The 21,408-nt window shown below is 62.6% G+C and carries 19 protein-coding genes; 8 read left to right on the plus strand and 11 right to left on the minus strand.

Features of this window, described 5'->3' with window-relative positions:
- Positions 1-77 precede the first annotated feature (77 nt).
- The 4 genes from HWU94_RS00780 (at position 78) to HWU94_RS00795 (ending at position 3,296) form a co-directional block, all read left to right on the plus strand.
- Positions 78-509 (plus strand): PaaI family thioesterase, encoded by a 432-nt coding sequence (locus HWU94_RS00780; protein WP_244955980.1) that lies wholly within the window; start codon positions 78-80, stop codon positions 507-509.
- Positions 506-1,879: a phenylacetate--CoA ligase family protein gene (locus tag HWU94_RS00785; RefSeq protein WP_185173888.1), complete on the plus strand. Its 1,374-nt coding sequence runs from the start codon at positions 506-508 to the stop codon at positions 1,877-1,879. Before HWU94_RS00780 ends, HWU94_RS00785 begins: the two co-directional genes overlap by 4 nt.
- A gap of 84 nt (positions 1,880-1,963) precedes the next feature.
- Positions 1,964-2,578 carry a TetR/AcrR family transcriptional regulator gene (locus HWU94_RS00790; RefSeq protein WP_185173889.1) on the plus strand — a complete coding sequence of 205 codons (615 nt, stop codon included), beginning with the start codon at positions 1,964-1,966 and terminating at the stop codon, positions 2,576-2,578.
- 25 nt (positions 2,579-2,603) lie between these two features.
- Positions 2,604-3,296, plus strand: a complete 693-nt coding sequence (locus tag HWU94_RS00795; protein ID WP_244955981.1) for an MOSC domain-containing protein — start codon at positions 2,604-2,606, stop codon at positions 3,294-3,296.
- Here HWU94_RS00795 and paaZ read toward each other — a convergent pair.
- Positions 3,293-5,374, minus strand: coding sequence for a phenylacetic acid degradation bifunctional protein PaaZ (paaZ, locus tag HWU94_RS00800; RefSeq protein ID WP_185173890.1), 2,082 nt, complete (start codon positions 5,372-5,374; stop codon positions 3,293-3,295). The two genes, HWU94_RS00795 and paaZ, sit on opposite strands and share 4 nt — an antisense overlap.
- A 131-nt stretch (positions 5,375-5,505) precedes the next feature.
- Between paaZ and HWU94_RS00805 the strand changes: the two genes are divergently transcribed.
- Positions 5,506-5,934 (plus strand): PaaI family thioesterase, encoded by a 429-nt coding sequence (locus tag HWU94_RS00805; RefSeq protein ID WP_185173891.1) that lies wholly within the window; start codon positions 5,506-5,508, stop codon positions 5,932-5,934.
- Between the two features lie 97 nt (positions 5,935-6,031).
- Here the strand turns inward: HWU94_RS00805 and HWU94_RS00810 are convergent, their stop codons facing one another.
- The 5 genes from HWU94_RS00810 to HWU94_RS00830 form a co-directional block, all read right to left on the minus strand.
- Positions 6,032-6,898: a 3-hydroxyacyl-CoA dehydrogenase family protein gene (locus tag HWU94_RS00810; protein ID WP_185173892.1), complete on the minus strand. Its 867-nt coding sequence runs from the start codon at positions 6,896-6,898 to the stop codon at positions 6,032-6,034.
- A 9-nt stretch (positions 6,899-6,907) separates the two neighbouring features.
- Complete coding sequence (locus HWU94_RS00815) at positions 6,908-7,666, minus strand: enoyl-CoA hydratase/isomerase family protein (protein ID WP_185173893.1); 759 nt, start codon at positions 7,664-7,666, stop codon at positions 6,908-6,910.
- On the minus strand, positions 7,666-8,874 hold the full coding sequence (locus HWU94_RS00820) for an acetyl-CoA C-acyltransferase (protein WP_185173894.1): 1,209 nt from the start codon (positions 8,872-8,874) through the stop codon (positions 7,666-7,668). Before HWU94_RS00820 ends, HWU94_RS00815 begins: the two co-directional genes overlap by 1 nt.
- A gap of 128 nt (positions 8,875-9,002) precedes the next feature.
- The gene (locus tag HWU94_RS00825; RefSeq protein ID WP_185173895.1) at positions 9,003-10,328 is read right to left on the minus strand and encodes an MFS transporter; all 1,326 of its coding nucleotides are present in this window, start codon (positions 10,326-10,328) and stop codon (positions 9,003-9,005) included.
- Between the two features lie 219 nt (positions 10,329-10,547).
- Positions 10,548-11,963 carry an aldehyde dehydrogenase family protein gene (locus HWU94_RS00830; RefSeq protein ID WP_244955982.1) on the minus strand — a complete coding sequence of 472 codons (1,416 nt, stop codon included), beginning with the start codon at positions 11,961-11,963 and terminating at the stop codon, positions 10,548-10,550.
- A gap of 141 nt (positions 11,964-12,104) precedes the next feature.
- On the opposite strand from HWU94_RS00830, the gene HWU94_RS00835 reads away from it, so the two are divergent.
- Together HWU94_RS00835 and HWU94_RS00840 are read left to right on the plus strand one after the other, a co-directional pair.
- A complete protein-coding gene (locus tag HWU94_RS00835; protein ID WP_185173897.1) occupies positions 12,105-13,064 on the plus strand; it encodes a helix-turn-helix domain-containing protein in 960 nt (319 codons plus the stop codon).
- A 135-nt stretch (positions 13,065-13,199) separates the two neighbouring features.
- Complete coding sequence (locus HWU94_RS00840) at positions 13,200-14,207, plus strand: LLM class flavin-dependent oxidoreductase (RefSeq protein WP_409348796.1); 1,008 nt, start codon at positions 13,200-13,202, stop codon at positions 14,205-14,207.
- A 97-nt stretch (positions 14,208-14,304) separates the two neighbouring features.
- Here HWU94_RS00840 and HWU94_RS00845 read toward each other — a convergent pair whose 3' ends face one another.
- The 4 genes from HWU94_RS00845 to HWU94_RS00860 form a co-directional block, all read right to left on the minus strand.
- Positions 14,305-14,880, minus strand: a complete 576-nt coding sequence (locus HWU94_RS00845; RefSeq protein WP_185173898.1) for a YdhK family protein — start codon at positions 14,878-14,880, stop codon at positions 14,305-14,307.
- A 28-nt stretch (positions 14,881-14,908) separates the two neighbouring features.
- Positions 14,909-17,194, minus strand: coding sequence for a cation-translocating P-type ATPase (locus HWU94_RS00850; RefSeq protein ID WP_244955983.1), 2,286 nt, complete (start codon positions 17,192-17,194; stop codon positions 14,909-14,911).
- A gap of 384 nt (positions 17,195-17,578) precedes the next feature.
- Complete coding sequence (locus tag HWU94_RS00855; protein WP_185173899.1) at positions 17,579-17,794, minus strand: heavy-metal-associated domain-containing protein; 216 nt, start codon at positions 17,792-17,794, stop codon at positions 17,579-17,581.
- An 84-nt stretch (positions 17,795-17,878) separates the two neighbouring features.
- Complete coding sequence (locus HWU94_RS00860; protein WP_185173900.1) at positions 17,879-18,214, minus strand: metal-sensitive transcriptional regulator; 336 nt, start codon at positions 18,212-18,214, stop codon at positions 17,879-17,881.
- A 157-nt stretch (positions 18,215-18,371) separates the two neighbouring features.
- Between HWU94_RS00860 and HWU94_RS00865 the strand changes: the two genes are divergently transcribed.
- Positions 18,372-20,477 (plus strand): glycoside hydrolase family 15 protein, encoded by a 2,106-nt coding sequence (locus HWU94_RS00865; RefSeq protein ID WP_185173901.1) that lies wholly within the window; start codon positions 18,372-18,374, stop codon positions 20,475-20,477.
- 178 nt (positions 20,478-20,655) lie between these two features.
- Here HWU94_RS00865 and HWU94_RS00870 read toward each other — a convergent pair whose 3' ends face one another.
- Positions 20,656-21,375 carry a LysE family translocator gene (locus tag HWU94_RS00870; protein ID WP_185173902.1) on the minus strand — a complete coding sequence of 240 codons (720 nt, stop codon included), beginning with the start codon at positions 21,373-21,375 and terminating at the stop codon, positions 20,656-20,658.
- Between the last annotated feature and the right edge of the window lie 33 nt (positions 21,376-21,408).

A 21,408-nucleotide genomic window follows, 5' to 3' on the forward strand; every position in this document is an offset into this window, starting at 1 on the left:
CGCGTCTCACCAAAATGTGACACAGTTGGGTTGAGTGAATAACTGACCAAATGGTCACTAAATACTTTGGAGGCACAGTGAGCGCAACCCACCCCATGCTTGAACGCGATCACGCCAGCAACTGGATGGGCATTCGCGTGCTCACCGCCCAGCTGGGCCACGCCATTATCGAAATGGACATCAAGCATGAGATGGTCAACGGCTTCGGCATCATCCACGGTGGTATGACCTTCGCCTTTGCAGACACCGCCTTCGCCCTCGCCTGCAACCACAGTGACCCCGAGCTCTACGCCCAGAGCATCACTGTGGGGGCAGGCGTCGACGTTAACTACATCGCCTCAGCCTACGAAGGGCAAACCCTACGAGCAGAAGCGAACCTCACAGCACAGTACGGGCGCAACAGCATCGTTGATGTGACCGTCACCTGCGGAGACAAACTCATCGCTGAGTTCCGCGGTCGTGGCCGCTCCATCAAGCCCCCAACAGCCACGGAAGGACACCAGGCATGAGCACCTACAAGGCCCCCTCTTGCAGCGTAGAAAACCCCTACACCCCGGCCCCCCGAGCCGCAGACCCCGGCGCCCCGGACCCCGAGGAGCTGATGAGCCGCGACCAGATTGAGGCCCTCCAGTTCGAGCGCCTGCGCTGGACCCTGCACTACGCTTACGAAAACGTACCCGCCTACAAGGAGCTCTACGACGAGCAGGGCGTACACCCCGGTGACTTCAAAGAGCTCGACGACCTCAAGCTCTTCCCCTACACCGATAAGGAATTCCTGCGGAAGGCCTACCCCTTCAAGGCCTTTGCCGTGCCCATGAGCGATGTGCGCCGCATCCACGCGTCCTCGGGTACCACCGGCCAGCCCACCGTCGTGGGCTACACCGAAAACGACATCGCCACCTGGAGCGCCCTGGTAGCCCGCTGCTTCCGCTTTTCAGGCATCAAGCCCGGCTACAAGGTGCACAATGCCTACGGCTACGGCCTCTTCACCGGCGGCCTGGGTGCCCACTACGGTGCTGAACGTCTGGGCGCAGCCGTCATTCCTATGTCTGGCGGCCAGACCGAAAAGCAGGTGCAGCTCATTCGTGACTTCGAGCCCGATGCGATTCTCTCCACCCCCACCTACCTGCTGACCATCGCTGATGCCTTCCGTAAGCTGGGTATCGACCCCAAGGAAACCTCCCTCAAAACCGCTGTGCTGGGTGCTGAGCCCTGGACCGAAGAAATGCGCCGCGAAATCGAGGTCACCTTCGGCACCCTCAAGGCCTGCGATATCTACGGCCTGTCTGAGGTCATGGGCCCCGGTGTGGCCGGTGAGTCCTTTGAATCGCAGGACGGCTCCCACATCTGGGAAGACCACTTCCGCCCCGAAATTATCGACCCCTTCGACGACACCGTGCTCGATCTGGGTCGCCCCGGCGAACTGGTCTTTACCTCCCTGACCAAGGAAGCCCTGCCCATTATCCGCTACCGCACCCACGACCTGACCCGCCTGCTGCCCGGTACCGCCCGCCCCGGCCACCGCCGTCTGGGCCGTATTACCGGCCGAAGCGACGACATGATTATCCTGCGCGGCGTCAACCTCTTCCCCTCCCAGGTTGAAGAGCTGGCCCTGCAGCAGCCCGAGCTATCGCCCCACTTCGCCCTGGAACTGACCCGCCCCGGCCGCATGGACGAAATGACCGTGCGCATCGAACGCCGCGAAGAGTTCACCCTAGAAGCCGCCGAAGAAGCCGGTAAGCGTCTGCTGCACGACATCAAGACCAAGATTGGTTCTACCTGCCGTATCGAGGTGCTGGACCCGGACGTCCTGCCCCGTTCCGTCGGCAAGATTCGCCGTATCTACGACTACCGCAACAAGCCCAAGGGCGACGAATAAACCTATTCGCCTGCGGTCAGGTTTGTTAGCATGTAGGGAGCTCCCGTGCGGGGGCTCCCTACCCGTGTGTGAGAGGAAGATGCTGTGAGCACTCGCCAGTCCCAGCCCGCCAAGCGCGGCCGCCCCGGCTATGACCGCCAAGAGGTACTGCGCCTGGCCGTAGAGGTCTTCAATGAGCACGGCTACGACGCCACCAGCATGGATATGCTGGCCAAGCGCCTGGGGCTGACCAAGAGTGCTATCTACCACCACGTGGCCAGCAAGGAAGAGATTTTACGCATCGCCCTCGACCGTGCTCTCGATGCCCTTGACGAGGTGTTTGAGGCTGGCGAGAGTTTAGAGGCGGACGCCCGCGAGCGGCTTGAATTCGTGGTGCGCCAGACCGTGTTTGTGCTGGCTGAGCACCTACCTTATGTGACCCTGCTGCTGCGTTTGCGCGGTAATTCCCCGGCCCAGCAGGCTGCTCTCGATAAGCGCCGGGCCCTGACCGGCCGCCTGGCGGCCCTGGTGGATGCTGCCCAGCAGGCTGGGCAGGTGCGGCAGAGCGCGGACGCCCGCACCCTGGCTCGCCTGATTTTCGGCATGATTAACTCCCTGGCGGTCTGGTACGATCCGGCCCGCGGCGGCGACGTGGAGGCCCTGGCCGATACGGTCGTTGATATGGCCTTTCGGGGGATTGAGGCAGGCCCCCGCCCCTAGAGGTGGTGCAGGGTATCGTAGACCTATGACTGAAACCCACTCCGCACCCACCTTTCCTGGCCTAAGCCCGGCGGGGGCGCGCGTCCGCTCCACCAATCGCGGGACAGAAATGCCCAGCCCGACCGGTAGGGGCGCCACCGGCATCAATAAGCAGCCGGTAGATTCGCTGGAGGTTTTTGCCCCGGCGCCCGGCTATGGCAACGGCTCCGGCGTGCGCGGGGATTTCGTGGGGGATGCCAAGCACCACGGCGGTGCTGACAAGGCGGTCTATGCCTTTGCTCGGGAAGAACTGGATTACTGGGCCGAGCGCTTAGGTGCTCCCTTGGCTGACGGGCAGTTCGGTGAGAATCTGACCACCGAGGGTATTACCTGGAGCCGGGTGCTCATCAACCAGCGCCTGGCGGTGGGCACGGCCGTGCTTGAGGTGTCGGTGCCGCGCCAGCCCTGCCGCACCTTTGCCGACTGGCTGGGCCACAAAGGCTGGGTAAAAACCTTTACTGAGCGTCAGGACGCCGGCGCCTACTTGCGCGTCATCCAGCCCGGCACCATCGCAGCCGGGGATACCATTACTTTTCTGCCTGCCCCCGACCACGGGGTCACTATGGGGCAGGCATTTGCGGCCGCTATGGGTGATCATGCCGCCATGCAGGCCGTGGTAGAAGCAGGCTGCTACCCGCCCTTCTACCACGACCGGCTACTGGCTAAACTGGGGCGCTAGCTGGCGGCAGTCTCAGCCATAGGCCAGGTCTTTGCCACTAGGGTCAGCACATCGTAGGTGGCAACGATTTCGTCCTTCTGGTTGTGTAGCACCGCGTCCCAGGTAACCTCGCCGTACTCATCGGTCACGCGCGGGGTAATCTTCTTGGCGGTCAGCGTCACGCGAATTGAATCATCGTAGGTGACCGGGGTGATAAAACGCAGGTTCTCCAGGCCGTAGTTAGCCAGCACCGGGCCCGGGGCCGGATCAACGAAGAGCCCTGCCGCCCACGAGACCAGCAGGTAGCCGTGGGCCACACGACGAGGGAAGAAGGGGTTAGCTGCCGCAGCCTCCTCGTCGGTGTGGGCATAGAACTGATCCCCGGTTTCGTTGGCGAAATCGGTGATGTCTTGTAGCGTAACTTCGCGCAGGTCAGAAGCGAACTGGTCACCGATGGCCAGCTCGGCCAGGGACTTGCGGAAGGGGTGCACACCCTCGCCCGACTCTACCTGGGCGCGGGTGACGGTTGCGGCGTCCGCCCCGGGGTGCCACACCCCGGTCAGGGCGGTGAGCTTATTGGGAGAGCCCTGAATAGCGGTGCGCTGCATGTAGTGCTTCACGGCGCGAACACCACCGAGCTCCTCGCCGCCACCGGCGCGGCCGGGGCCGCCGTGCACCAGGTGAGGCACGGGGGATCCGTGGCCGGTTGAGGTCTTGGCATCCTCCCTATCCAGCACCAGGACGCGGCCGTGGTGGGCGGCAATACCCAGGGCCAGTTGGGTGGCGGTGGCGTTATCGTGGGTGCAGACCGTAGCCACCAGGGAGCCCTCGCCCAGGGCAGCCAGCTCAACAGCCTCGGCCAGGTCGGTGTACTCCAGAATGGAGGTCACCGGGCCGAAAGCCTCAACGGAATGAACCTCGGGGGTGCGGGCGTCCTCAAAGGTCAGCACCGTGACCGGGTAGAAGGAGGGGCCCTCGGGGGCCTCGCCGCGGAAGGCAATCTTGCCACCCGCCTCCACCAGGCGGGTCACAGCCTTTTCAACCTCGGTCTTCTGCTCGGGGGAGGCCAGCGAACCCATGGTCACGCCCTCCTCACGCGGGTCGCCGACTACCACGCGTCCGGAAATCTTGCCTGCCAGGGCCTCAATCACCTCAGCAGAGCGCCCGGCAGGCACCAGGACCCGGCGGATGGCGGTGCACTTCTGGCCTGCCTTGGCGGTAATCTCCACCATGACCGACTTGATAAAGGCCTCCAACTCGGGGGTGTCGGTGGTGGCGTCCGGGCCCAGAATAGCGGCGTTCAGTGAGTCAGTTTCGGCGGTAAAGTGCAGGCCTTTGGTCTGCACACTGGGGTGCTGACGCAGGGCGCGGGCGGTGGCGGCCGAACCGGTAAAGGCCACGTGGTCGCGGTAGTCCAGGTAGTCCAGCAGGTCGCGGGCCGAACCAGAAATCAGCTGCAGGGACCCCTCGGGCAGTAGGCCGGAATCTAGCATGAGGCGCACGGTCGCCTCAGTGACGTAGCCGGTGGGGGTGGCGGGCTTGACGATGGTGGGCATACCAGCGATAAAGGCCGGGGCGAACTTCTCAAGCATGCCCCAGATGGGGAAGTTAAAGGCGTTAATCTCAACGGCCACCCCGGGCAGGGTGGTGTAGATGTGCTCACCGATAAAGGAGCCGTCGCGGGAGAGCTGCTCGACGTTGCCGTCGATAATGACGCGGGAGTTGGGCAGCTCGCGGCGGCCCTTGGAGGAGAAGGTGAAGAGGGTGCCGATGCCGCCGTCCACGTCGATGTAGTGGTCGCGCTGGGTGGCACCGGTGGCGAAGGAAAGCTCGTAGAGCTCGCTCTTGTGCTCGGTTAGGTATTGGGCCAGCTGCTTGATGATGAGGGCGCGGTCGTGGAAGGTGAGCTTGCCCAGGCTGGCCTGGCCGATGGTGCGGGCATAGTCAATGGCCCCTGCGGTGTCGATTCCCTCGGTGGATACCCGGTAGATGGGCTCGCCGGTGATGGCGTTGAGGACGTTCTGGGTTGAGGTGGGGTTTTCCGGGGTCCACCAGGAGCCCTTGATGAAGCTGGGGATCAGTGCGGGGGTGCTCGTCATTGAGAAATCCTTACTGTTGGGAAGCCCGGAAATAAATGACCGAGCGTTCAGTTATTGGTATAAACTATAGTTCACATCACAGGTGAAGAAAAGCCTTGCACCCCTTGAGGAACAGGGCGGAAAGGACGCTCATGGGCAAGCAGGTCGCCACCGGCCAGGAGGCTGACGGGCAGGTCGAACTCTGGAAAATTACCCTGGGTGAGCTAGACAAAAAGATGGGCGTGCAGGTACTCGAAGAGTCTGCCGAGCGGGTCGTGGCCACCATGCCGGTGGAGGGCAACCGCCAGTCTCTGGGCCTGCTGCACGGGGGCGCCATGCTGGCCCTGGGGGAGGCCGTAGGCTCCTGGGCTGCGGTCATTCATGCCTCATCTATGGGCAAGGTTGCAGTGGGTGTAGACGTGAATGCCACCCACCACAAATCCTCAAAGACCGGCATCGTGCGGGCGACGGCGTCCGCCATTCACCTGGGCCGTTCCCTGACCACCCACGAAGTAATTATTACCCACGAAGATACGGGCGCGCGCCTGTGCACCCTGCGGATCACCAACTTCATCAAGTAGGTACCACCTCAGTCAGGTAGGTACCACTTAAATCAGAAAAACCCACCAACTAGGTGGGTTTTTCTGACTCAGATGGTACCTACTGGGGCAGGCGGGCCTAGCTGTAGTCGTAGAAGCCCTTGCCGCTCTTACGGCCTAGCTCCCCGCGGGCCACCATGTCGCGCATGAGCTGCGGCGGGGCAAACCGCTCACCCAGCTGCGACTCAAGATACTCGGCAATACCCAGGCGGACGTCCAGCCCCACCACATCGGTCAGGGCCAGGGGGCCAATCGGGAACTTGTAGCCCAGCACCATGGCGTTATCGATATCCTCCGGGCTAGCCACGCCCTCCTCGACCATGCGAATAGCCTCAAGAGCGATTGCCACCCCCAAGCGCGAGGAGGCAAAACCGGGGGCGTCATTGACCACCACCGGGGTCTTGCCCAGGCCCTCAACCCATAGGCGGGCAGCCTCCTTCAGCTCGGTAGAAGAGTGCTTTGACTGCACCACCTCCACCAGCTTGGACGCAGGCACCGGGTTAAAGAAATGCAGGCCAATAAAGTTACCGGGGCGTTGCAAAGACTCCGCGAGCCCATCAATCGACAGGGAAGACGTATTCGACGCCAACCAGGCATCCTCCCCCAGCTTCTCCTCTACAGCCCGCAAAGCAGAAACCTTCAGATCCCAGTTCTCAGGCACGGCCTCAACTACCAGCTGGCGGTCCGCAAAATCACCGTAATCCACCGACACTGCAAACCGCTCGGTCAGCTCATCAAAATTACCGTCAAAAGCCCCGCGCTCCAGCGACTTAGCCAGGTCGCGCTCCACGCGCTCGCGGGCAGCTTCGGCCGCCTGGGCATCCCGCTCAACTACCACAACCTGGGCCCCGGCCAGCAGGAAGGCATGGGCAATACCTGCGCCCATGCGTCCGCCACCCAGTACGCCCACGCGGGCAGGAACCTTCAACTCGTGAACTTCAGTCATCACTAACCTCTACTTCTTCTTGCGGTCAAGAAAAGCCTGCATGCGGTCAAACTTGGCCTGGGACTCAAACAGAATCGCCTGGGCCAGCTCGTCAATGTGGGGGTGGGCCTCGCGCGGGGCCGCAAAGACCCGCTTGGTAATGCGCACCGCCAGCGGATCCTGGGTACCGATGCGGTCAGCCAGAGCATGGGCAGCATCCAAAAGTTCGGACGGCTCATGCAGCTCGGTGACCAGGTGCAGATCCAGTGCCTCCTGGGCATTGAGGATGCGGCCAGCCATGAGAATCTCAAGAGCTACGGGTTCGCCCACCAGCTCTTTGAGACGCCAGAGGGCTCCGGCGGCGGCGATAATGCCCAGGTTGGTTTCGGGCTGACCCATCTTGATATAGGGGGTGCCGATGCGGAAGTCCGCGGCGTAAGCCAGCTCCGCGCCACCGCCCAGGGCGTAGCCGTCAATAGCGGCAATGACCGGCATAGGCAGTTTGTGGATGCGGTCAAAAATCTGCGAATTAACCCCGCGCAGGGCGTCCTCGCGGCGACGCTCGCGCAACTGGGCAATATCGGCACCCGAGGCGAAAATCCCGCGCCCGTCTACCTCACAGCCCGTCAGGATCAGAATCTTGGGAGTGACTTCGAGGTAGGCGCAGACCTCGTGGAGCTCGGCGACCATGGTGGCGTCAATGGCGTTGCGCACCTCGGGGCGGTTCATGCGGATGACCAGGCGGTCCTCGCCTTCTTCAACAGCTAGGGCGGCGAAGTGTTCAAACATTAGACAGCCTCCACTAGCAGGGCAGCGCCCTGGCCCACGCCAATGCACATGGTGGCTAGGCCCTTGGTGGTTCCCTCGCGCTCCATGCGGCCCAGCAGGGTAATGACAATGCGGGAGCCGGACGAGCCCAGCGGGTGACCCAGGGCAATCGCCCCGCCGTCGCGGTTGACGATATCCTCGCTCAGGCCCAGGCGGCGCATGGACGCCAGGGACTGGGAAGCAAAAGCCTCGTTGAGTTCCACAGACCCCAGGTCTGCCACCGTCCACCCGGCCCTGGCCAGGGCTTTTTCGGTAGCGGGTACGGGGCCCAGACCCATGATTTCGGGGGCTAGACCGGCGGACGTACCGGTGACAACGCGGGCGCGGGGGGTTAGCCCGTACTTCTTCACGGCTTCTTCGGAGGCCACAATAATGGCTGATGCTCCGTCGTTGAGGGAGGAGGAATTACCTGCCGTCACCACAGAACCACGGGCAACGACCGGGCGCAGCTTGGCCAGCACCTCGGGGGTGGTGCCGGGGCGGGGGCCCTCGTCCGTATCAACCACGGTTTCCCGGCCCTTGCGGTCCCGTACCACCACGGGCACGATTTCGTCTTTAAAGTGCCCGGCCTCAATGGCCGCGATGGCCCGCTCGTGGGAGCGGACGGCAAAGGCGTCACAGTCTTCACGGGAAATAGAATCGACGCGGGCTACCTCTTCTGCGGTTTCTGGCATGGAGTAGGTGAACTTGTCGCGCTCAGCAAATACGGGGTTGACGAAGCGCCAGCCGATAGAGGTATCGAAGCTCTGGCCGGGCTTGGCAAAAGCGGTGGTGGGCTTTTCCATGACCCAGGGGGCGCGGGACATAGACTCCACGCCACCGGCAATCACGATATCGGCCTCGCCCGCCTTAATCATCTGCGCAGCCAGGGTAATAGCGCTCATGCCCGAGGCACACAGGCGGTTGACGGTGATGCCGGGGACGGTGTCGGGGTAGTCGTTGAGCAGCCAGGCCAGGCGGGCCACGTTGCGGTTCTCTTCACCGGCACCGTTGGCGTTGCCCAAGATGACCTCGTCGACAGCCGCCGGGTCAAGCCCGGCCTTCTCGACGACGTCCTTAATCACCAGGGCCGCGAGATCATCGGGGCGGACGGACGACAGCGCCCCGCCGTAACGCCCCACGGGGGTGCGGGAGCCGCCTACGAGATAAGCCTGGGGTGTCTGCGACATTCAAACTCCTTTGTCAGAAAGCCAAGAAATAACTGACCAATCGTTCACTAAATCTTTTCACTTTAAGTGATGCAGGTCAAGGGTGAGAGAAAAACCCCCGTCACCGGTGGGTGGCGGGGGCTGAGGGCTTATGCCTCTTCGGGGTGAAGATCGATCTCCTGGTTGCTCTTGGGTACCATGCTGACCGCAATCACCGACACCACGGCCAGGGCCGCGATGTAGACGCCAATCATCCAGGACTGGCCGGTCTGCTTCAGAATCATCTCAGCAATCATGGGGGCAAAAGCGCCACCCAGAATCGCGCCGATGGCGTAGCCAATCGAGATGCCCGAGAATCGCACGGAGGCCGGGAACATCTCGGCGTACATGGCTGACTGGGGGCCGTAGGAGGGGCCTAGGCCAATGGTGAGGATGAAAATAGCCAGGGTGAAGAGGGCTGCGTTGCCGCTGTCGATGAGGAACCACATGGGTACGGCCCAGAGAATCATAAAGCCGTAACCTAGCTGGAAGGTGCGCACGCGGCCAATCTTGTCGCTCATCCAGCCGCCGACCATGGTGAAGGTAAGCCAGCCCAGACCACCAATAAGCGAGGCGGTCATGGCATCGCCGCGGGTCATGCCCAGGGCCTTCACGCCGTAAGAGATGAAGAAGGCGATAACCAGGTAGCCTGCTGCGTTGTTGGCGATGAAGATCAGGGCTGCCAGCACAACCTCTTTGGTGTTGCCCTTAAAGAGCTGCTTGAGCGGGGCAGATTCGCGCTTCTTGAGGTTCTGCATCTCCTTGAAGACGGGGGATTCTTCAACGGAGTGGCGGATGTAGAAGCCCACCAGAATCAGGATGATGGACGACCAGAAGGGGATGCGCCAGCCAAAGCTGAGGAACTGCTCTTCGGTCAAAATGGAGTTGAGGAAGAGGTTGACCAGGGTTGCCAGAATCATGCCCAGGGGTACGCCAATTTGGGGGAAGGCTCCGAAGAAGCCGCGCTTGTTGCGAGGTGCGTGCTCCACCGACATGAGGGCGGCACCGCCCCATTCGCCGCCGGCTGAGAAGCCCTGGAGAATACGCAGAACCACGATAATGATGGGCGCTGCGATGCCGATTTGGGCGTAGGTGGGCACAAAACCGATACCGACGGTGGCGATACCCATCAGAATGAGGGTGAGCACCAGGGTGATGCGGCGGCCGAACTTGTCGCCGATGTGGCCAGCGACGATAGCGCCAAGCGGGCGGAAGATAAAGCTAATACCCAGGGATGCCCATGAAACGATCTGGGCGATGGTCTTGTCTTCACCTTCGGGGGTGAAGTACTGGGTGGCAAGAATCAGGCCTGCGGCCTGGGCGTAGATGAAGAAGTCGTACCATTCGATAGTGGTTCCGATGAGGGTGCCTGCTAGCACCTTCTTTTCTTCGCGGCTGACCCGGTGGCGGGCGGTAGCTGCCATGTGTGAAGACATCGGTGTCTCCTTGTGTGCGGGGGTGGATGATATGCGCCCCCATGAGGTAGGGGTCACATTTGTTTGAAATCATATACGAAAATGTGGGGTGTGCAATAGGTCTGCGCGAGAAATTTTTTAACGCTCGGTCAGTAATTTCTACCCAACCCCGCCCGCAGAGAGGTTAAGGACGCCTGCCCCGCCCGGGTGCGTCCGGACGGGGCAGAGGAAGGTCGGGGTTTATTCGCAGATAACCTGCGGCAGGCCCATATGCTTGAGGCCCTCGACGCCAAACTCCACGCCGTAACCTGACTCCTTGATGCCGCCGAAGGGGATGCGGGGGTCAATCGCGCCGTGCTTGTTAATCCAGACGGTGCCTGCCTCAATCTTGGCGGCCACCTCGCGGGCCCGCTCAATATTCGATGACCAGACCGAGGCGCCCAGGCCCACGTTCAGCTTGTTGGCCTCTTCGAGGGCTTCCTCCAGGGTGGAGTAACGGATAATCGGCAGAGCTGGGCCAAACTGCTCCTCAACAACCAGGGGGTTGTCCTTGTCGATATCGGCAATCAGGGTGGTGGGGTAGAAGAAGCCCTTGGCCTCTTCATCAGGGGTGCCACCCAGCAGGACGCGCGCCCCGGCGTCCTTAGCCTTCTGAACCAGATTGGCAACAATGTCGTACTGGGCCTTGTTCTGCAGGGGGCCCAGGACATTCTGCTCATCAAGACCTACACCCATAGGCATATTCTGGGCAACGGCAACCAGCTCGTCACAGACCTGGTCGTAGAGGGAGTCGGGTACATAGAGGCGCTTAAGAGCCGCGCAGGTTTGACCGGTGTTGATAAAGGCACCCCAGAAAAGCCCCTCGGCGATGGTCTTGGGGTCAGCATCGTCCAGCACGATGCCGGCGTCATTACCACCCAGTTCCAGGGTGAGGCGCTTGAGGGTGTCGGCCGTTGAGGCGGCAATCTTCTTGCCGGTAGCGGTAGAGCCGGTAAAGGTAATCTTATCGATGCCCGGATGAGTGGTCATGGCAGCCCCTACCTCGGGAGTCGCCGGGATAATCTGCACAACCCCCTCGGGGAGCACGGTGTTGATTACCTCAACCAGGGCCAGCACGCTCAGGGTGGTGTACTCGGACGGCTTGAGCACAATAGTGTTACCCATGCGTAGGGCCGGGGCAATCTGCCAAATGGTAATCATGAGCGGCCAGTTCCAGGGGCCAATGCCACCCACTACGCCAATGGGGCGGTAGTTGAGCACGGCGCGGGTCTCGCCGTCATCCACCAAGGTCTCTTCCTCCATGCCGAAGGACGCGGTGGCGCGAGTCCAGGCTACGCAACCGCCCAGCTCAAACCGGGCATTGGGGCCGTTGAGGGGCTTACCCTGCTCGCGCGACAGCAGTTCGGCCAGGGGGTCTGAGGCCTGCTCAATGGCGTCCGCCATCTTCATGAGGTAGTCGCTGCGCTCGGCGTGAGAGAGGGCTGCCCAGGCCGGCTGGGCCTCCCGTGCCTTGGCGACAAGCTGGTCGAGGACGTCGATGCCCTGCTCGGGTGCCAGGCCAATAAGTTCTTCGGTGGCCGGGTCAAAAACCTCGCGGGTGCCACCCGCGGTCACGCGGCTCACCAGTTCTGAATAGGATGTGGGTAGTGACAGCATTGTCATCTCCTTGCTGTTAAAAACGGTTACATCTATGATGTGAGTCACGGTTTTATACGTGTTAGGCGAGCCGTGCACAGTATTTGGCGCAGTGCGCGCCCGGTCACTTGTGTGGCCGCAGGACAGCAGGAGGGTGCCCACGTGAGCCAAGAAGAAAACCGCGCGGCCTACCGCTTCAGGCAGCACCAAGAACTCGGCTTCACCGACTGGTGCGCCGGTGCTCGTGAAAGCTTCGGCGACCTGCGCATCATCTGCGATAACCCCGAAAACTTTAGCGCCAGCGTCCGCACCGCCTCCCTGGGGGATGTGGAACTCTTCGACATGACTACCCCCGCCCACAGCGTCGCCCGCACCCCCGATGCGCACGACGCTGAACACAACGGCTATTGCAAACTTAGCCTGCAACTCGACGGCGAAGCTGTGCTCACTCAGGACGGGCGTAGTTGCCACCTGTGCCCCGGCGACCTGGCTCTCTATGTGACCAAGCGCCCCTACCAGCTCGAATACCCCGGCCAGCAACGCAGCCTCATCGTGCTCTTCCCGCAAAACTTCGTGCACCTGGGGGTCGATTATGTAGGGGTCATTACGGCCACCCCCGTCTCTGACCAGCAAGGGCTCGGGAAGTTTGCCGTGCCCCTCTTTGAGCAGCTCGCAGCTAATCTTGATGAACTCAGCGGCCCCCACGCCCTGGCTCTCGTACGCTCGGCCCTCGAAATGCTTATTACCGTCATGGCGGCAGAATCAAACGAAGCCGGGCGCTCGCCGGACAATATGCTCTTTCACCAGGCTGTCGCCTATATTGAAGAGCACCTGGGTGACCCTGACCTGGGCCCCGGTAAAATCGCTGACGCCCTCTATATCTCCCTGAGGCAGTTGCACGGCAGGTTTGCGGCCAATCAGCAGACCGTCTCTACCTACATCCGCACCCGCCGCCTGGAATGTATTCGAGAGGATTTGGCTAACCCCCTTTACCGCGGGGATTCGGTGCAGACCATCAGTGCCCGCTATGCCCTCTTTGACCCCTCGCATGTGAGTAAGGCTTTTAAGGCTGAATACGGAGAAAGCCCCTCGACCTACCGGGTGAGGATGCTGGCTAGCTAGCCTGTCGAAAAGTGCAACTGCCCTGCCAAAAGTGACGGGCATTTGCACTTTTCCGATGGCATCTCCCTATCGCCCGCAATGCTTTCCTGGTAAAGTAATGTCCGTAAGGAAAATCAACCTGAAAGGCATACAATCGTGGCACCTAAAATAGGCTTCCTCTCCTTCGGCCACTACGGCGACTACCCCGGCTCCAAAACCCGCACGGGCGCCGACATGCTCCACCAGGCCATCGACCTGGCCGTCGGCGCTGAAGACATCGGGCTGGACGGGGCCTTCTACCGCGTCCACCACTTCGCCCAGCAACAGATGTCCCCCTTCCCCCTACTGGCCGCCGCAGGGGCCCGCACCTCCACCATCGAGCTGGGCACCGGCGTCATCGACATGCGCTACGAAAACCCGCTCTACATGGCAGAACAGGCCGCCATGGTCGACCTGATTGCCGGTAACGAGCGCCTGCAGCTGGGTATTTCCCGCGGGTCACCCGAAACCGTCTATAAGGGCTTTGCCCACTTCGGCTACCTGCCCGCTGAGGGTGAGGACGAGTCTGACATGGCCCGCCGCCACACCGCCCTCTTCCGCGAGGCTATTGCCGGCAAGGGCATCGCCCAGAGCGTTTCTGACCCCACTCAGCTTGACCCCATTACGCCCCAGTCGCCCGGCCTGCCCCGCCGCATCTGGTGGGGTGCTGGCACCCGCGATACCGCCCGCTGGACCGGCGAGCAGGGCATGAACCTGATGTCCTCCACCCTGCTGCTGGAAGACACCGGCGTGCCCTTTGATCAGCTGCAGGCCGAGCAGCTGCGTATCTTCAAGCAGGCATGGGCGGACGCCGGGCACGAGGGCACCCCGCGCACGTCGGTATCGCGTTCGATTATTCCGATTATTGATGAGCAGAGTAACTACTACTTCGGCCTGCGCGCCCAGGCTGAGGGCCAGGACCAGGTCGGTATTCTGGACGGCGCCGTCTCCCGCTTCGGCAAGAGTTACATTGGTGAGCCCGACAAAATTGCTGAAGAGCTGGCTCAGGACGAGGCCGTAGCTGAGGCAGACACCCTGCTGGTGACGATCCCCAACATGCTGGGAGTAGACTTCAACCTGCGCCAGCTGCAGGCCATCGTCCGCGATATTAAGCCCGCCCTCTAACCCCTTCCCGCCCTTCGCAAGGGGACCTCATTTCCAAAAAAGGACCGCATATTATGCGGTCCTTTTTAAGTTTTGCGGTCCCTTTGAGAGTGAGGAGTTACTTGGCGGCTTTAATCTCAGACTCCGTGACCCATTTATGATTCTTCATGGTCATGCCGGCCGCGGTGAAATCCACCATATACACGGTCTCATCGGTTGATGATTCAACGTTACCCTCAGCTCCTTTCATGCCGGTCATATGCTCAGCTTCGATGGTCACGGGAGTGCCGTCAGCAAGACGCTTGCTCCCGGCGTCCGCAAGTTCTTCCTGCACAACCCACTTGTGGTCGGTCACGGGGTCAGACCCGTCGGTGGGGGTGTAATTCACCGAGTAAGTGTAGGTCTGGTAAGCACCAACGACGGTGGCGGTCGCCCCGTCCATGCCGCTCATGTGGTCAGCAGCAAGAACTACCTCGGTGCCAACAGGGTAGGTGGGGTCGGTAGCTTCGGCGATGCCGGCAGGGGCAGGCCCGCCATCTGCCGGGTGGTTGGCGTGATCAGCGTGGGCAGCTGCGGCCGATGACACCAGGGCCTCAGCTTCACTTTTAGCCGTGGAGTCGTTGGAACCACAGGCCGTCAACGCTAGCAGCGATGCAGCAGTCAGGGCGAGGACGCGGGCAGTCGGGATTTTCATGGGGACCTCCTGGGGATGGGGTGGAGTTTTAGGAGAAACGGAGCAGGCGGGTGGAGTTGAGCACCACGAAAACCGACGAAAACGCCATGGCCGCCGCCGCAATCATGGGGTTGAGCAGGCCCGCCGCCGCCACCGGAATCGCCACCGTGTTGTAGGCAAAAGCCCAGAACAGGTTGCTCTTAATCAGGCGCAGGGTGGCCCGCGAAAGCCGAATCGCCGTCGGCAGCGAGCCCAAGTCACTACGAACAATGGTCATATCGGCGGCCTCCATAGCCACGTCGGTGCCCGACCCCATGGCCACACCCACGTCCGCTTGGGCTAGGGCCGCTGCGTCGTTCACGCCGTCACCCACCATGGCAACCCCGGCCCCGCCCTCCTGCAGGCGGGTGATGGTGGCCAGCTTGTCGGACGGGCTGACCTCCGCGTAGACGTCCGCCGGGGCAATGCCCACCTCGGCTGCCACGGCGCGGGCGACGGGTTCGGCGTCCCCGGTCAGCAGAACCGGGGTAAGACCCAGAGCCCGCAGCTCGGCCAGAGCCTTGGACGCCCCAGCCTTGGGGGTATCGTGCAGGGCCAGCAGGGCAGCGGGCTGCCCCCCGATAGCAAGGACGACGGTGGTGCGCCCGGCCTCCTGCTCGGCCAGCAGGGCGCGGGTGTGGGTTTCACTCAGCTCAACGCCTTCAGAGACAAGGAAACTGGGCTGGCCCACTAGCACCGAAACCTCCCGGCTCTCACCTGCAGAAACCTCTTCGTGCAGGGTAGCCCGCACGCCCCCGCCGGGGGAGGAGGCAAAATCAGTGACCTGCGGTAGGGCCTGCCCCCGCAGGTGGGCCTCAGCCTGGGCTGCCTGGGTAATAGCCCGGGCAATGGGGTGCTCCGAGCGAGACTCGGCCGCCCCGGCCAGTGCCAGCAGGGGGGCGGCGTCCTGGCCCCCACCACCTGCCAGGGGAATCACCTCAGCCAGAGCCAGGGCCCCGGTGGTCACGGTGCCGGTCTTATCGAGCACCACAGTGGTCAGGCGCTTGGTGGACTCAAGCACCTGGGCCGAACGAATCAAAATACCCAGCTGGGACCCGCGCGAAGTACCCGCCAGCAGGGCCGTAGGGGTCGCCAGACCCAGGGCGCAGGGGCAGGCAATGACCAGCACCGACACCGCCGCGGTAAAAGCCGCATTGACATCACCGGTCACCAGCAGCCAGCCGACCAGGGTCGCCAGGGCCAGGGCAATCACCACCGGCACAAAAACCGCAGAAACCCGGTCAGCCAGGCGGGCAATAGGGGCCTTAGTAGACTGGGCCTCCGCCACGGTACGACTCATCTGGGCCAGTACAGTATCGGCTCCCACGCGGGTCGCCCGCACCGTCAGCGAACCCGATGTGTTGACGGTCGCGCCAACGACGGCGTCCCCCACCCCTACCTCAACCGGCACGGATTCACCGGTCAGCAGGGAAGCGTCCACCGCCGAGCGCCCCTCAACAACCTCGCCGTCCACCGCAATTTTCTCGCCGGGCCGCACCAAGAACAGGTCGCCGGGGAGCAGGTCCTTGACGGGAATCTGCACTTCCCGCCCGCCCTGCAGAACCGTGGCAGACTTAGCCCCCAGGTTCAGCAGAGCCCGCAGGGCCTGGGACGAGCGCCGGGCGGTGCGGTGCTCAATCTGCCGGCCAGCCAACAAAAAGAGGGTAATCATGGCCGCCGCATCAAAGTAGAGCATGTGGTCCATGCCGTGGCTGCCAGGTGAGGACGCCCCGTGCCCGGCATGGGCGGTCATAGCCGGGTCGATAAGGAGCTGCCAGAGCGAAAAAGCGTAGGAAGCAATAACACCCAGGGAAATCAGGGTGTCCATGGTGAAAGAACCGTGCCGAAGATTAGTCCAGGCCGGGCGGTGGAAAGGCAGGGCCGCCCAGGTCGCCACCGGCAGGGTCAGGGCGGCAACCACCCAGCCCCAATGAGGGAACTGGAAAGCAGCAAACATAGACATCAGAAACACCGGCAGGGTAAAGATCGCCGCCACCCACAGGCGCGGGGTGAGCGAACCCTGCTCAGGCTCATCAGCCTGCTCGACGGCGTCCTGCTTCAAGCTCGCCGTGTACCCGGCCTTCTCAATCGTCTCAATCAGCTGCTGATCAGTGACCGAAGCAGGCGCAACCACGCGGGCGGTTTCCAGCGGAAGATTGACCGAGGGGTCCACCCCAATTTTCTTGAGCTTGCGCTCCACCCGCCCCACACAGGACGCGCAGGTCATACCCCCCACATTCAGATTCACGATGCGGGTGTCACCGGTGAAAACCTCAGCGGTGGATTGGGTTGGCATGACGCCTTCTTTCACTTAGTTTGTTGTGTTCGGTGCTTGTAGGGTTCTTGGGGCCGGGCGCATATCGCGAGCTTTGGAGGGCGGCTTTGCCCAGGGGAGGCGAGCATCTCTCCCTATGGGGTGCGGACGCGCGTCTCTGCCAACTAACCTTCTCGCGGGCTCGCAAGCTCGCGCGCGATTCATGCCAGCCCTAGCCAGTTGGCTGCCGACGCGCGCCCGCACCCCCGGGCGACGGAGGGCGGCTGGCGCCCAGCTGGCTTCGGGGCTGGCGTGAATTGCGACGAGCCCCCAGGCGAGGAGTAAGAGGGTCGCTGGGCAAAGCTGCCCTCCAAAGCCCTAGAAAAATGAGCCGGCAGAGACGCACGTCCGCCCCTGTGTCGGTGATTAGCCGACGGGGGTGAAGCCGGCTTCTTCGATGGCGACTGAGACGGCGGCGGCGTCCAGGTCGCCAGTGTGGTTGATGGTGACGGTGGATTCGCCGTCCTTGACCACGTCGACCTCTACGCCGGTGACGTTCTCAATTTCTTCAATTTCTTCGCGCACGCTCATGGCGCAGTGGTTGCAGGTGAGGCCGGTTGCTTTGACGATGGTTGCTGACATGGGTTTTCTCCTTGTGGGTGTGGGGCGCGGACGCCCGTACTTGGGTCGGCGGGAGCCGGTTGACTCCCTGCCGGGGGCTGGATTCTAGCTCTTGATGAGGCGGGTGATGGCTGCCATTGCTTCGCTGATTTTGTCGTCGAGGGGGGCGGTGTTGCCGGTGGCTTTTGCCTGGGTGGCGGCGTCGACGACGCAGTGCCGCACGTGGTCTTCTAGGAGCTGGATGGAGACGCTGTGCAGGGCCTTGTTGATGGCGGATACCTGGGTGAGGATGTCGATGCAGTAGACGTCCTCGTCGACCATGCGCTGGATGCCGCGTACCTGCCCCTCGATGCGGCGCAGGCGCTTGAGGTAGGCGTCCTTGTCGGCGGTGTAGCCGTGGTGGTGTTCTGCCTGGTGGGTTGCGCAGTGCTCTTCGCTCATGTCTTTAACATATACCCCCTGGGGGTATGACCACAAGAGGGTAAATCCTTGAATGTCATCGAAATTTTCATAGGTGCGGGCAAAGAACGCACTTATGAAACTTTTGACTACCTTCAGCGCCACCGGCCGATACTAAGCGCCCTGTTAGACTGGTGGTATGGCTTCTTTCATCGAGGATTACGCCCTGCTCTCAGACATGAACACCGGCGCGCTGGTTTCCCGCACCGGTTCCATTGACTGGTTCTGCGCCCCGCGCTTTGACTCCCGTGCGGTCTTTGCCGCCCTTCTGGGGGAGCGGGAGCACGGTCGCTGGTTGCTGGCCCCCCTCGAATCGGTCAACCCCGCCCCGGTGGAAGAGATCCGCACGGAGCGTTCCTACCGCGAGAACACCTTTATTCTGCAGACCGTCTGGTTTGTGGGGGACGCGTCGGTGCGCGTCACCGAGTTTATGCCGCTTTCGGGCGGCACCACGATCGTGCGCAATGTGGAGGGCTTGACCGGTGAGGTCACCATGTATCACGAGCTTGCCCTGCGCTTTGATTACGGTAAGACGATTCCCTGGGTTACCCGCTATGAGGGGGTGGACGCCGCTGGCGCCCCCGACCCGTCCGCCGACATGCTGGTGGGTATGGCTGGCCCTCATGCCCTGGTCTTCCGGGGCGATTCCCTGCCTGAGGGCGACCCCGAATCTAAGGCCGAAACCTTTACCGTTTCTGCTGGTCAGAGCTATACCTTCACTCTGTCTTACTTTGCCTCTAACCACAATCCGCCTGCCCCGGTGGATTACCCCACGGCCCTGACCTACACCCAGGAGCAGTGGCAGGAGTGGTCCGACCTCTACAGCCCCGCAGACTCCCTGCCAGAGGCTGAAGATGAGGACGCTACCCCCGCCCACCTGCCCGAGGGCGGGCAGGTGCCCACCGGCGTCCGCGCATCTGAGCAGGCAGAGCAAGCGCCCGCTACTATTTCGGCGGTGCGCGAGGTTGAAGAGCTGGAAGAAGCCAAGACCTCATCAATCCTGCTGGAAACCGGGTCTAACACCGCCGCCCCCGAGGTCGACGAAGCCACCTACCATGAGCTAGCCCAAACGGCTGCGAGCCAGGTTGTTGCCCCCACCGCCGAGGACCACCGCGAAGAAGCCAACGCCCGCTACCGGGAAGCCCGCCTGCGGTCCCTGCTGGTCCTGCGCGCCCTGATTTCCCGTGAAACTGGCGCCCTGGTCGCCTCCGTAACAACCTCCCTGCCCGAAGTCATCGGGGGCAAACGCAACTACGACTTCCGTTTCACCTGGCTGCGCGATGTCGCCATGGCCATGGACGTAACCCTCACCCACGGCCACGAGCGTGAGACCGCCCAGCTGCGTAACTGGATCCTGCGAGCCCTGGCCAACAACCCGCGCCGCATTCACGCGGTCTACGGCCTGGCCGGCGAAAAGGACGACATCGAGCGCCGCCTGGCCCTGCCCGGCTACGAGGGGTCCCAGCCGGTTCGTAGCGGCAACGGCTCGGGCGACCAGTTCCAGGGGGACGCCCTGGGGCAGGTGCTCGTCACCTTCGCCAACCTGCGCGAAGCGGGCGTAGCAGAAGACCACCTCTCCTGGCCTATCCAGAAGGCCCTGCTCAACGCCGCCACCGAACGCATCGGCGACACCGACCGCTCCATGTGGGAGACCTTCGGCGAACCCACCGTCTACACCCACTCCCAGGCCATGCTCTGGGCAGCCTTCGACGCCGGTGTTTCCGCCGTGCGCGACTTCGGGCTCGACGGTGACGCAGCCACCTGGGAACACTGCCGCGACGCCGTTGCCGATGAAATTCTGAGCCGCGGCTTCAACGCCGATCTAGGCTGCTTCGTCTCAACCTACGGCGGTACCGCCGTGGACGCCTCCCTGCTGCAACTACCCCAAATCGGGCTCGTAGACTGGGATGACCCCCGCATGCTGGCAACCGTTGAACGTATCGAAGCGACCATCCGCCACTCCTCGGGCATGATTTACCGCTACGACAACTCCGACTCTCAAGACGGCTTTGAGGGGCAGGACAACCCCCACTTCATTTCCTCCCTCTGGCTGGCAGAGCAGTACATCCGCTCCGGACGGGAGGCGGACGGACGCGCCCTCATCGACACCGTCCTGGACTGCGCCAGCGACCTGGGGCTGATGAGCTCCGAGTACGACTTTGAACAGCAGCGCCTCACCGGCAACTTCCCCCAGGCCCTGGCCCATGTCTCCCTGATCCGGGCGGTGGAGGCGCTGGGGTTGTAAAAGAGATGCCACGCAGGCGGGTATGCTGAGAGCCCGCTGGCTCGGATGAAGTGAGCGGGTGCGCCAGCACATAAGAGCGAACGTAATCCGCCGCCAGGCGGGGCGTGAATCGCCCGTGAGCGCTAGCGAACCGGCGAGAGGGTCGCGGGCAGAGGCATACCTGCCTGCTGGAGCTACCCTAGAGCAGCTTATGCGCCGCCTCCACCAGGATCAGCACGCCAAAGACCAGTAGCACTGACCCCGCGATGCCGTCGATGACGAGGGTGGCACGCGGGTACAGTAGCCACTTCATGGCCAGTGAGGCCAGCGAGATGATGAGGGTAAACCAGAGCACGTTAATGCCGCCGTGGATGAGGGCTAGCAGGCTTCCCATGATGAAGGGCTGCACGCTGGCGACCATAAAGGGCGGCACGCTGGCAATGTAGAAGACCGCGATTTTGGGGTTGAGAATGTTGGCGATGAAGCCCGCGAGAAAATCCTTACCCACCCTGTGTTCGCTAGCGGGGGTGGGGGCGTCCGCTCCGCTAACTCCGGGTAAGGACGCCGCGGGTGCAGGCAGCGAGGCCAGGGCGGCTTGGTCGGTTTTGAGGGCGGTCACCTGCCCCCAGCGTCTGAGATTGAGCAGGAATTTGATGCCCAGGTAGATCAGGTAGAGGCCACCGGCCACGGTGATGAGGTCAAAGATCAGGGGAGCGGCTGCCATGAGCACGGCTAGGCCGGTTGCGGCGGTGACGCCCCAAATGAGCAGGCCTGCGGTGATGCCAAAGACGCAGGCGTAGGCGCTTCGTCGTCCACCCGCGACCAGGGAGCGCAACACCAGGGCGGTGTCTGTGGCCGGGATAATCGTGATGAGAAAAGCGATGCCGGCGAAACCGATGAGGGCCTGGGTGAGAGTCATGGACTCCACTGTAAACTAGGGGTAAACCCGGTT

Source organism: Rothia nasimurium (genome assembly GCF_014217215.1).
In the GTDB taxonomy this organism is placed as follows: Bacteria; Actinomycetota; Actinomycetes; order Actinomycetales; family Micrococcaceae; genus Rothia; species Rothia avistercoris.

Excerpts from the sequence above, each read along its gene's own strand:
- HWU94_RS00825 (WP_185173895.1), bottom strand. The coding sequence starts at position 10,328 with ATGTCTTCACACATGGCAGCTACCGCCCGCCACCGGGTCAGCCGCGAA.
- paaZ (WP_185173890.1), bottom strand. The coding sequence starts at position 5,374 with ATGACGAGCACCCCCGCACTGATCCCCAGCTTCATCAAGGGCTCCTGG.
- HWU94_RS00845 (WP_185173898.1), bottom strand. The coding sequence starts at position 14,880 with ATGAAAATCCCGACTGCCCGCGTCCTCGCCCTGACTGCTGCATCGCTG.
- HWU94_RS00850 (WP_244955983.1), bottom strand. The coding sequence starts at position 17,194 with ATGCCAACCCAATCCACCGCTGAGGTTTTCACCGGTGACACCCGCATC.
- HWU94_RS00805 (WP_185173891.1), top strand. The coding sequence starts at position 5,506 with ATGGGCAAGCAGGTCGCCACCGGCCAGGAGGCTGACGGGCAGGTCGAA.
- HWU94_RS00860 (WP_185173900.1), bottom strand. The coding sequence starts at position 18,214 with ATGAGCGAAGAGCACTGCGCAACCCACCAGGCAGAACACCACCACGGC.
- HWU94_RS00855 (WP_185173899.1), bottom strand. The coding sequence starts at position 17,794 with ATGTCAGCAACCATCGTCAAAGCAACCGGCCTCACCTGCAACCACTGC.
- HWU94_RS00785 (WP_185173888.1), top strand. The coding sequence starts at position 506 with ATGAGCACCTACAAGGCCCCCTCTTGCAGCGTAGAAAACCCCTACACC.
- HWU94_RS00795 (WP_244955981.1), top strand. The coding sequence starts at position 2,604 with ATGACTGAAACCCACTCCGCACCCACCTTTCCTGGCCTAAGCCCGGCG.
- HWU94_RS00870 (WP_185173902.1), bottom strand. The coding sequence starts at position 21,375 with ATGACTCTCACCCAGGCCCTCATCGGTTTCGCCGGCATCGCTTTTCTC.
- HWU94_RS00820 (WP_185173894.1), bottom strand. The coding sequence starts at position 8,874 with ATGTCGCAGACACCCCAGGCTTATCTCGTAGGCGGCTCCCGCACCCCC.
- HWU94_RS00810 (WP_185173892.1), bottom strand. The coding sequence starts at position 6,898 with ATGACTGAAGTTCACGAGTTGAAGGTTCCTGCCCGCGTGGGCGTACTG.
- HWU94_RS00865 (WP_185173901.1), top strand. The coding sequence starts at position 18,372 with ATGGCTTCTTTCATCGAGGATTACGCCCTGCTCTCAGACATGAACACC.
- HWU94_RS00815 (WP_185173893.1), bottom strand. The coding sequence starts at position 7,666 with ATGTTTGAACACTTCGCCGCCCTAGCTGTTGAAGAAGGCGAGGACCGC.
- HWU94_RS00830 (WP_244955982.1), bottom strand. The coding sequence starts at position 11,963 with ATGCTGTCACTACCCACATCCTATTCAGAACTGGTGAGCCGCGTGACC.